General features: G+C 43.0%; 10 protein-coding genes. 2 read left to right on the plus strand and 8 right to left on the minus strand.

Translation table 11 applies throughout. From position 1 onward, the window contains the following. Window positions 1-451: 451 nt before the first annotated feature. The 3 genes from mioC to K0I62_RS19125 all read right to left on the minus strand — a co-directional run bounded on the left by mioC (window position 452) and on the right by K0I62_RS19125 (window position 2886). The gene (mioC, locus tag K0I62_RS19115) at window positions 452-892 is read right to left on the minus strand and encodes an FMN-binding protein MioC (RefSeq protein WP_220069575.1); all 441 of its coding nucleotides are present in this window, start codon (window positions 890-892) and stop codon (window positions 452-454) included. Between the two features lie 177 nt (window positions 893-1069). Further along, entirely contained in the window at window positions 1070-1837 is a 768-nt protein-coding gene (ubiG, locus tag K0I62_RS19120; RefSeq protein ID WP_220069576.1) for a bifunctional 2-polyprenyl-6-hydroxyphenol methylase/3-demethylubiquinol 3-O-methyltransferase UbiG, read from the minus strand. Window positions 1838-2241: 404 nt separating this feature from the next. Next, entirely contained in the window at window positions 2242-2886 is a 645-nt protein-coding gene (locus K0I62_RS19125) for a LysE family translocator (RefSeq protein WP_220069577.1), read from the minus strand. A gap of 543 nt (window positions 2887-3429) precedes the next feature. Here K0I62_RS19125 and K0I62_RS19130 point away from each other — a divergent pair. Together K0I62_RS19130 and K0I62_RS19135 are read left to right on the plus strand one after the other, a co-directional pair. After that, on the plus strand, window positions 3430-4107 hold the full coding sequence (locus K0I62_RS19130) for a sulfotransferase (protein WP_220069578.1): 678 nt from the start codon (window positions 3430-3432) through the stop codon (window positions 4105-4107). A gap of 124 nt (window positions 4108-4231) precedes the next feature. Next, complete coding sequence (locus tag K0I62_RS19135; RefSeq protein ID WP_220069579.1) at window positions 4232-6727, plus strand: helicase-related protein; 2496 nt, start codon at window positions 4232-4234, stop codon at window positions 6725-6727. Between the two features lie 399 nt (window positions 6728-7126). On the opposite strand, the gene mnmE is transcribed toward K0I62_RS19135, so the two are convergent. The 5 genes from mnmE to rpmH form a co-directional block, all read right to left on the minus strand. Continuing rightward, entirely contained in the window at window positions 7127-8488 is a 1362-nt protein-coding gene (gene mnmE / locus K0I62_RS19140; protein ID WP_220069580.1) for a tRNA uridine-5-carboxymethylaminomethyl(34) synthesis GTPase MnmE, read from the minus strand. A gap of 106 nt (window positions 8489-8594) precedes the next feature. Then, on the minus strand, window positions 8595-10226 hold the full coding sequence (yidC, locus tag K0I62_RS19145; protein WP_220069581.1) for a membrane protein insertase YidC: 1632 nt from the start codon (window positions 10224-10226) through the stop codon (window positions 8595-8597). 3 nt (window positions 10227-10229) lie between these two features. After that, window positions 10230-10484 carry a membrane protein insertion efficiency factor YidD gene (gene yidD / locus K0I62_RS19150; RefSeq protein WP_220069582.1) on the minus strand — a complete coding sequence of 85 codons (255 nt, stop codon included), beginning with the start codon at window positions 10482-10484 and terminating at the stop codon, window positions 10230-10232. Then, on the minus strand, window positions 10451-10807 hold the full coding sequence (rnpA, locus tag K0I62_RS19155) for a ribonuclease P protein component (protein WP_220071468.1): 357 nt from the start codon (window positions 10805-10807) through the stop codon (window positions 10451-10453). Before rnpA ends, yidD begins: the two co-directional genes overlap by 34 nt. 15 nt (window positions 10808-10822) lie before the next feature. Then, window positions 10823-10960 carry a 50S ribosomal protein L34 gene (gene rpmH, locus K0I62_RS19160; RefSeq protein ID WP_011867659.1) on the minus strand — a complete coding sequence of 46 codons (138 nt, stop codon included), beginning with the start codon at window positions 10958-10960 and terminating at the stop codon, window positions 10823-10825. Window positions 10961-11403: the final 443 nt, after the last annotated feature.

Below are 11403 nucleotides of genomic sequence, written 5' to 3' on the forward strand. Positions count from 1 at the left end.
AAATAGAAATTGATAGTTAGCTATCGATTAATTACTCAACGAGTAGCCGAGTATTTTAGCACTTGGAAGGCATTTGGTGAAAGATCAATTTAGGCCTTTCGATCTCAAATTGATCCGCTTAATAGATCTTAAGATCTTTATATAGATCCTTTATTATGTTTACTATTAGGATCGCTCTTTTCGGTGGATAACCCTAATTTCATATTAGAATCAATACTTAATAGCATTTTGATCCTGTGTTCTGATCGCGATCTAACTTGCGTAAGCTTGGGGATAGATCGCCTACTTATCCACAAGGTGGATCTTTGGTCTGATCGGGTGTTGAATAATACAGAGTTAGATCATGATCAAATAATAGCTTATCCACATATTTATCATTTGAGATCGTAATATGTGGATAAGATAGATCTAATCTGTGAGTTGTTAGGAGGGTTATACTGATAAGAGATCGTTAAAGATGATCTTGCCAGCCGGCTAACCAAGCTTGAGCGGGTTCTTCAGGGATTGGATCGTATTGCACATCGATCTGGATCTTATCCACATAAACTTGTGCACCGCAGTTTTCGATCGCTTCAACTAATTTTTCAGGGCCTTGGCAAAAAGTATCGTAGCTCGAGTCACCGATCGCACATAAAGCAAATTTGGTTCGGCTAAGATCAGGTTTTTTAGCCTCAATTTCTTCAAAAAAAGGTTGAATATTGTCTGGAAGATCGCCTGCTCCATGGGTAGAAGATACGATTAACCAAAGACATTTGGGGTCGATATCGTTAAGTTCAGGCGTTAAATGTACCGTTATTTCGTGGTCTAATGCTTCTAATTGAGCCGCTAATTCATCTGCTACATATTCAGCACTGCCCAGTGTTGTACCGACAATTACTTCAATTTTTGCCATGATTTTTCCTAAATAGACTTACGTTAATTTGGCTAAACTTTATGATGAATAACCCATGTTATTGCTAGCAATCATAAGTGAAAAGGGCGGTTTGGTCTTGTAGAACAGTGGGATTAGCTGGGCTTATAATGATTTATGTGGTGATTGTCGACCTTTCAATTGCAGTTAATATCGAGTTTAGTCGGTGGTTTTAAGGGCATAAAGTAGGTAATTAACATCTGGTTTATCGGTGATTTTCCATTGTCCGGTGAGTGGATTAAAACTCATCCCCTCAACAGTAATTGTCTCTAATCCATGGGGGGCGATCATTGAGGTTATCTCTTGAGGTTTGACGAAGTAATTCCAGTCATGGGTGCCTTTTGGCAGATATTTCATTATATATTCGGCGCCAATAATCCCTACAATGTAAGACTTTAAGGTGCGATTAAGGGTGGCCATAACCAGTAAACCCGATGGTTTTAATAATCGGCAACAGGTATCCACCAGCAGTTGTTGATCATCGACATGCTCTATCACTTCAGTATTTAGCACTACATCATATTGCGGTTCATTGCCGATAAGATCTTGCGCAAGGCAATGTTTATAATCGACTTTTATAGACCATTTTTGGGCATGACGTTGTGCTAGTGTGATGTTATGCCCACTGGCATCGATTCCGGTAACATCGGCACCTTGGCTCGCCAGAGGCTCGCATAATAGGCCTACACCGCAACCAATATCGAGGATATTTAATCCTTGAAATGGAATATCTTGATTGAGATCGCGTTGAAAATGGACTGCGATAGCATTTTCTATTGCCATTAAACGGGTGCTATTAAAGGCCAATACATGTTTAAACTTGCCATTGGGATCGCGCCACTCTTGCGCTAATGCATCAAACTTTGCTATTTCAGCATCTTGATTTGATTTCGCTATGTCAGCGCTTAATTGACTTTTATCTAACATAAATGCAGATCCTATCAGGCCATAGATTTAGTATATACGTCACTATAAGTGGAGCGGCTCACCTTTTTATATTTGATCTTCAATTTAGAGTCTTTCTACTAAGTGGCTTAGCATATGAAAAATAATTATCGATACCGATCCTAGGATAGATGATGCTGGTGAAGTCGGGGCTATTTATCTGGGATATTAGCCGTTACTACCTTAAGTATTATGTAGAGAAAGTTGGTTTGGAGGGCTCCGACGGTCCTGCAGATGGACACAGCATATAAAAGTTTGATGATAGAAAATACTTGCATGATGAATGGCAAGAGCATGCTAGCCAACGGATCAGCGTAGCGGTAAAATATCAGGCGCTGCTATATACAGCCTATAGCGATTGGCTTGCTATAAAATAGGACTAAAGCTTAGCTAATGCCGCCTTGCACTTGTGAGGCCAAAAGCCATATTGCCAAGGCAAAAAAGATAACGCCCATAAATTTGTTTTGATAAGTTCTAAACTTGTCATTTTTTAATAGTGGCTTACCTAAGGTTCCTACCATAGCGACTAGCATTAGATTAAACAGTAATCCCATCATATTCAGCAGTAAACCCAATACCAGCATCTGCTCACCCGAGCTGGCGTTAAGCTGAGTCGAGACAAATTGCGGTAGAAACAGTACAAAGAATATTAGTGCTTTAGGATTAAGCAGATTACTCATTACCGCGCGGCGATAGAGCTGCTTAGCAAGATTGTTATTTTGCTGTATTTGTGGCGCGTCGGCTGCACTGGCGCGAATACAATCCCATCCCATTTTTAATAAGTAAGCCGCGCCTAATATACGAAGTAGTTCTAAAGCTAATGGATTAACTGCTATTAGTGCCGAAACGCCCATTGCCGCCAGCAATGTTAAAATAAGTCCAGATGTAGCATTGCCAAAACTGGCGTATACACCGACTTTTTTACCGTAACTTAAGCTAGAACTGGCTATTAATAACATGTCTGGACCAGGAATAAGCAGTAGGGCGATAACAGTGGTTAAATAGAGTGGCAGTAGGTTGAGATCGATCATCAAAAATAGGTTACTTAGGGTTGGTGACTAAAACAAGGCGCTGATTTTACAGCGATCAATCTGAAATGAAAGTGATGTGACGTTTAAAACCTGTAATCACTGGCAGGGTAGGTTTACGATGGGGCGGGTGTTCTAGTTAGTCTGAATAAAATGTCCAAAATTTAATTTTCCGAACCAAGAGTGTTCTGAAAAGTATCGACATCTATTTCTAAACATAAAAGACCATTATCTTCCCTCTAATGACTAGACACCGTTTATTTACAATGCGCTGTAAACTCAATCACGTTTGCTATTCCCTTATACTGCATCTTGTTAAACCTAGACCATGTTAAACTTCGATTGAGTTTATACGTCATTGCGACAATGCTAATAGTCCCTAAATCGGAACAATACGCTGCTTTCATTCTCTGTTTACAAGCGGTAAGTGTACAATATGACAAAGCCATCAATAGCGCGCCTATCTATGCCATCACGTCGATCCACTTATATTCAATTCATATTTAACTCAGCTCTCAATCAGACTCTGAGCGTGGGCTAAACATCATGTCTAAGGTGTTTATCATTGGCCTTCCAAGAACTGGGACGACGAGTGTGAGTGTCGCTTTGCTAGAGATGGGCTTTAAGGTGGCGCATCAAGCCTTTACTAAGCAGTCATTTGAGTTGGCCGATGTGGTGTCTGACGCACCGTGCTTTAGTGATTATCGGCAATTACATAAGCTCTATCCAAACGCAAAATTTGTTTATCTTGAGCGAGCTTTAGATGCCTGGGTGCCATCGATGCAGATGCTACTCAGTCGTATGCTGGTGCATTTAGATAATAAGACTGGCAAGTTTCATCCAATATTAAAACGCAGTTTTGACCATTGTTTTGATGTGAACGGCATTGATGATCCTCTAGATGCCGAACATTTGGTGAGTTGTTACCTTAGTCATAAAGGTCAAGTGTTTGATTATTTTAAACAATTTAATGTAAACAACTTTATGTGTATCGATATCAGCCAGCCTAATAGCTTAATTCAATTGCATCAGTTTTTAGCCAGCGATTTAAACTTCAGTGGTGAGTTGTCTATAGATGACTGTCGCAGTGAAGGAGAGGGGTTTCCACACCTTAATCGTGGTCGTAATGTGGCGAGTTGGGATGAATATAAGCATCCCAATAAAGTTAGCACTAATGCCAAAGGGCCTGATAAACGCAAGTTCTTTGATTACAAACTACTTTAATCACAGCCCTAGTTGTGAACCAGTAATGGCTGAGTGTGAGAGTTTTACCTTAGCGGTTAAAGTTCCCCCATTTATCTATTGACGCGTTATCATTGTATCCATTGCTAATCATCGTCGCTAAATCATGCCTAACTCTTCAGTCACCGCCACTTTGCCCATAGATAAACTCTATAACGAGTTTAAATTAGTGATAAAAAATCATCATTTAGTGGTGGAGTCTGACACCGGCTCGGGTAAATCGACTCGTTTACCGCTTTGGTGCGCAGAGGCTAACGATAAGGGGAAAACTCAGCGAGTATTGGTGATAGAACCTCGGCGGGTGGCCTGTTTAGCCTTGGCTGACTTTGTTGCCAAACAGACTCAGTTGCAAGTCGGTTATGCTATCCGTTTCGATTCTACGGTGAATGAACAAACGGATATTGCGTTTGTAACGCCTGGTATTGGATTGCGCTGGCTCTCTGCTAATGCCCATGATGCTGGCGACAATGAAGTTGGGAATAAAGCAGAGCTAGCCTGTTTCGATACCATTATTATTGATGAGTTTCATGAACGTCGTTGGGATACCGACCTATTGTTAGCACTGCTTAAAACCACGGGAAAACATCGTTTAGTGATCACCTCTGCAACCATTGATGGTGAACGGTTAGCTAACTATTTAACTGATAATAATGGAAATAAAGCTGCCAGATTACAAGCTGAAGGGCGAAGGTTTCACGTGGAACTAAGGTACCAGTCTACCGAGAGTCATCATCTACCAGATGTGCGTGATATCGATAAGAAAGTAAAACAAGCCGTTGAAAGCCTGCTGGTTGAAACTGCTGGCGATATCTTGGTATTTCTACCGGGAAAAAAAGAGATTCAAACCTGCTTGCAGGCCTGTCAGGGCTTATTAGCGACAAATGATGGGCTTGAATTGCTCGGCTTACATGGTGGTATAGATGCCAAACAGCAGCAGGCAATATTGTCTGAAACAGAATATCAACGGGTGATATTTGCCACCAATGTGGCAGAAACCTCGTTAACTATTCCTGGCGTGACAGCTGTGGTGGATTCAGGCCTTGAGCGCCGTACTCATCAGCGTAATGGTCGTACCGTTCTATCGTTAGCACGAATTTCAAAAGCGAGCAGTGAACAACGTCTTGGCCGGGCTGGGCGAGTACAAGCGGGGATCTGTATTCGTTTGTGGGGTAAAGGCGCGCCGCTTGAGGCGATAACCCCGCCCGAAATGCAAAGAGAGGAGCTGGTTGAATCACTGCTTGCGGCTGCATGTAGCGGCTATCAACTATCTACTCTGCCTTTTGTGGATAAGCTGCCAGAAAAATCATTAACCAAAGCAACTGAGCAATTGTTGTCTATGACGGCCATAGACAGCGCTGGGCTGATCACTGACCACGGTCGAAAACTGTTCCCGCTGCCTATCGATACTCAATTTGCCCACTTAATTAGTGCGATGCCTGATGATGTCTGTAAAGGCTTAATGGTCGATTTAGCCGCGGCACTAACAGTGCCTGGGCAAATTTATACCTTGCCTGTCGATGAGTTTGGCCTGCAGCAGCTTGGGCTATGGGAGCCTTTTGGTTGTGATGCCTATTTAATTATTAAGCTACTGCGTGCGAATGTGCCTGATTGGCTAACAATGAGCGACGCAAATCAAAGCTTGCTTAAAGAAGCACGCTTTTTGGCATCACAGATCAGGGCGGCATTAAACCTACCTGTTGGCAAAGAAGATGATTTAGCTAACGCAGAGTTGAGATTGCGTTGGTGTCTAGCGGCGATTAAGGCGCTGCCTGCTCTGGCATTTATTCGCCGAGAGAAGCGCCAGCAGGCCTTAGGTAACGGGTATAGCGAAGTTCAAATCGCTCGAGATTCACGTTTTGATATTGTTATCGATAAGCAAGCGTTACCTATTGCCGCTGTAGTATTTGATCAATTTGCCTTAGCTGGACGAGGCGCTAAGCAGACATTGAACTTGGCAACTTGTATGGCGCCTATTTCAGTTGAAACATTACTGAATGCGGAATTGGGCGAGGAGAGGCTAGCTAGCAATAAAGAGCTGGCTGATGACGCTGTGTTGATTGAACGTGTGTATGCCGCCGGACGCATTATTAATACTTATCGTAAACAGGTATGGGGCGAGCAAGCCATTGAGGCGATAGTGCGTAGCATTTGTGAAGGACGACATTTTAAAGGATTAGGCCAGAAGCTTAGCAAAGATATTGCCGCTTGGAATATTTGGTTGGCATTAGGGAATATGGATGACCAAATGGCAGGCGTTAAACCTGATTTTGATCAACCATTGGAGTTGGCCTGTTATCTCAATGATCGGTTAATTGAGCTAGGGGTCGAGTCTTTTGCCGATCTCGAGTTAATTGAGGCAAGTGATCTGTTTTTTGAAGGTGTTCCCGATTGGCAGCGACAAGAGTTTGATCAACTCTATCCGCTTGAGCTGGTGTTAGCGGATCTAAAATTAGCGGTAAGTTATCTGCCCAAACGTAAATTAGTCTTGCTTGAGTACCTTAATGGTCAGCGAAAAACCGGTCCAAAAAGATGGGAGTTACCACGCTGGCTGGGATGGAAAATTCAGTATAAAAAAGCGAGTAGGGTGGTTGACATCAAGTAAGCCATTGATCTGTGCTCCGATCGATAGAAATTTTAGCGATATCTTTTGAGTATAACTTTTTTGATAAGATCTAATTATTATAGAGTTAATTCGTAAGCATAAAAAAGACTCTTTACTTTACCCTTTTAAAATCAATATCTTACAACATTTTTGTATCGATCCCTGTTTTTGATCTAGCAGGGGATTGCTTGTTGATATCTCTGTTGATTAAATCGATCTAGATCTTGGGTATTTATGCACCAAAATGCGACAAGATCTTTAGATGATCGATTTAAATCTGTTTTAATTTTGAACGGATCTAGTGTCAGTTTCACTGTAGGCTTGAGCTAGAAAAGAGCATCTAGATTGGTGCGTTTGAATAATCGCTAGATGCTCCGAAATAGTGCAGTGTGGTTTTGACTACTTACCGATACAAAACGAACTAAAGATTTTGCCTAAAAGATCATCGGACGTAAATTTACCGGTAATTTCAGACAAGGCCATTTGGCACATGCGTAGCTCTTCTGCCAGCAATTCGCCCGCTTGGTACACCTCTAACTGCTCTTTTCCAAGTAGTAAGTGGCTAGATGCTAGTTCTAGCGCTTCTAAATGGCGTCTACGGGCGATAAAACCGCCTTCAAGGTTACTTTGGTAACCCATTAATGATTTGAGGTGAGCTTTTAGCTCTTCGACGCCTAAGCCTGTTTTGGCTGATAGTCTGAAGACCTGGTAGCCTTGCTCTTGAGTCGAGGCCATTGCTTCGCCAGTTAAGTCTGCTTTGTTACGTACAACGGTCACGCCGAGATTTTTGGGTAGACGGTCGATAAAGTCAGGCCAAATATCGTGGGGGTCAACCGCATTGGTGGTGGTGCCATCGACCATAAACAGCACTTGGTCTGCGGTTTCTATTTCTGCCCAGGCACGTTCGATACCAATCTGCTCGACGGTATCTGTGGTGTCTCGCAGGCCTGCGGTGTCGATAATATGCAGTGGCATACCATCGAGATGAATATGTTCACGTAATACATCACGCGTCGTACCAGCTATTTCGGTGACAATGGCTGACTCTTTGCCTGCTAATGCGTTAAGTAGGCTCGATTTGCCAGCATTAGGGCGGCCTGCAATAACCACCTTCATCCCTTCACGAATAATGGCACCTTGCTTGGCACTTGATTGCACCGAATCGAGTTTGTCTATGATGCGATACAGCGAGCCGGCAATTTTACCATCGGAAAGAAAATCGACCTCTTCATCTGGAAAGTCGATAGCGGCTTCAACGTATAGACGTAGGTTAGTCACTTGATCGACGAGTTCGTGTACTTGAGCCGAAAACTCACCTTGTAATGAATTTAGTGCGCTTTTGGCAGCCTGTTCACTCGTAGCATCAATTAAATCGGCGATGGCTTCGGCTTGAGTCAGATCCAGTTTGTCGTTCATAAACGCTTGCTCACTGAACTCACCGGGTTTAGCAATACGCACACCGCTCACATCCATGACGCGGTTGATTAGCATATCTAGAACAATTTGGCCGCCATGGCCTTGTAGCTCAAGAACATCTTCACCAGTGAATGAGTTAGGGCCTTTAAAGTACAAGGCGATGCCTTGGTCGATAACCTTACCGTTGGCATCTTTAAAATCACAGTAATCGGCATAACGGGTCTTAGGTAAGTGGCCTAACACTGTCATTGCGACTTCGCTGGCTTTATCACCAGAGATACGAATGATACCTACGCCGCCGCGTCCAGGTGCGGTTGCTTGTGCCACGATAGTATCTGTTGTCATTACTGTGTTCCTACTCTTAAATTGGGAAAAACGAGTCGTTCATTAAAAAGCAAAAAGCGGTCAATACTGAGTATCCGACCGCTTTTTCATTAGTTGGAGCTAAAGGTTATTTTAACCCTTTTTTCTCCAAACCAGCATAGATGATCTTCTGCTGAGTAATCGCAACAATGTTACCGACTAACCAGTAAAGCACCAAACCTGCAGGGAACCATAGGAAGAATACGGTAAATACTACAGGCATCCACTGCATCATCTTTTGTTGCATTGGGTCCATCGTCGGTGCCATTGGCTGCATTTTCTGCATCAAGAACATAGAGATACCCATTAGAATTGGCATCACGTAGTAAGGATCTTGTACTGATAAGTCAGTAATCCAAAGCATAAATGGTGCATGGCGTAGCTCGTAGCTTTCTAGCAGTACCCAGTATAGCGCGATGAAAATAGGCATCTGTAGCAAGATAGGAAGACAGCCACCCATAGGGTTTACTTTCTCTTTCTTGTACAGCTCCATCATGGCTTGACCCATCTTTTGACGGTCATCACCGAAGCGCTCTTTCATGTCCGCTAGCTTAGGTTGCAAGTTACGCATCTTAGCCATAGAGGTGTACTGCGCTTTAGTTAGCGGGTACAACATGCCACGTACGGTCAGCGTGATAAGAATAATTGCCACACCCCAGTTACCCACAAACGATTGATAGAACATCAACAACCAGTGAATAGGGATGGCTAACCACCAAAGGAAACCGTAATCAACAACGAGGTTGAGTGATTCTGAGATAGCCGATAGCGCTTCTTGATCTTTAGGACCAACATAGAATTGAGCACTAATGGTTTGGTTAGTACCTGGGGCTACATCGTATATTGCGCCACGGAAACCGATATTGGCTAGGCCGCCAGCACTCACACTTGAGAAAATGGTGTTTTGATCAGCTGCTGGTGGAACCCAAGCCGATACAAAGTAGTGTTGTAGCATTGCTGCCCAACCACCTAAGGTCTTCTTATCTAAGTTCTTGTCAGCCATATCTTCGAAGCTGTACTTCTCGTAACGAGTGTCTTGAGTCGAGAAGGCTGAGCCGCGATAAGTCGGCATCATCATGCTGCTTTCGCTTTTCTTGATGCTGTGCTTGATCTGACCATACATCTGAACTTGTAGTTGCTCTGATGAAGTATTGTTGATGCGGTAATCGACACCAATATCGAATCGGCCACGGTGAAGTACGAATACTTTGGTGTAGGTCACGCCATTGTCGGCAACATAGGTCATTGGAACTTCAAGAGTGTCTTGACCTTCAGCTAGAGTAAATTGCTGAGACTGCACCGCATAATGGGCACGACCCTTTACGCTGCTGTCAATGCCATCACGACCGATCAAACCACTTTGAGATATGTAGTAAATATCGCTGGTTTGCTCGAGCAGTACGAATGGCTCTTCTTTTTCTTGCTCTAGTTTATGACGAACTAATGCAGAATAAACGATGTCACCACCAACAGGGTTAATTTTTAACACGAGTTGGTCTGTTGTTACTGTGATCAGTTCTTTCGATGCAATGACCGCTTCAGGTAGAGAAGCATCAGCGTCTGGGACGTCTGAACTGTGTGAATCTGTCACGGTTGGTGAATTAACAACCGAAGATTGAGTCGCAACAGGTTGCGGGTTTTTGTCTGTTTGCCATTGCTGCCACAGCAAAAAGCTGACAAAAAGCAGACCGATAAGCAATATATTGCGTTGAGATTCCATAGCCTATTTATTACACCTGTTATTTTTTGGAGGGACGGGATCTTCACCGCCCGGATGTAAAGGGTGACATTTTAATACGCGTTTCCCTGCAAACCAACTCCCTTTCACAAATCCATGCAAACGAATTGCTTCTATTGCGTAATATGAACATGTGGGATGAAAACGGCACTTTGGTCCCAGTATAGGGCTGATAAAGATTTGATAGCCACGAATTAAGGTGGTGGCTAGCCATTGTAACGGCGACAGAGTTTGCGCCATAACTTCTCTACCAGTTTGTGGAGTGCGGCATTATCCATATCCAATACGCCATTTCTTACCAGAACGACGATATCTAGCGCTGGTAATTCGTGCTGATGCAGACGAAAATTATCGCGAATGACTCGTTTTATTCTGTTGCGTTGATTAGCTCTCTTTACATAACGTTTTGCAACAGTTAATCCAATACGAGGATGTTGCTCTGAGTTAGGTATAGCAAGTAAGGTAATTTCAGCCGAAGAAGCTTTGATGGGATTTGAGAATACAGATTTGAATTGCGCGGGAGTTAACAAACGTAACTCCCGCGTAAAGGTATAGCTGGTCACTTGCATTTCTACTGATTAAGCAGAAAGACGAGCGCGACCTTTTGCACGACGACGTGCGATGACCTTACGGCCACCTACAGTAGCCATACGAGCGCGGAAGCCGTGAGAACGCTTGCGCTTCAGGTTGCTAGGTTGAAAAGTACGTTTACTCATTATGGCAATCCGTATTTGTTAGGTGAATAAACCTTATCTCTTAATAAAAGAGGTAAGGGCAAAAAAGAGGCCGAATTGTAATCACTTTAGTTATGCCCGTCAACAAGCAAAACCAACAAGTGGCCAAATTCTGCCTCTAAATCTTCTTATCAAGTCGTCCAGATACACTATCTAGTGTGGATAACTCTGTGAATGGACACTACATCTTGTGGATCTAGCTATCATTACAATGATCGAAGGTCGTCTATTATAGATCGATCTGGATCGCTTAATAAAGCTGAGTTTAGTGGTTTTTTCAAATAAATCGATCGGTCGGGATCGTTTTGGATCTGTGTAAATAAATAAAGATGATCTTACTGGGGATAAATATCTTTAAAGGATAGCGATCCTTGTTATCTCACTATAGAATACACCTCTTTTGTGTGATCTTTTGGGGATAAGTA

The organism is Shewanella psychrotolerans, assembly GCF_019457595.1.
In the GTDB taxonomy this organism is placed as follows: Bacteria; Pseudomonadota; Gammaproteobacteria; order Enterobacterales; family Shewanellaceae; genus Shewanella; species Shewanella psychrotolerans.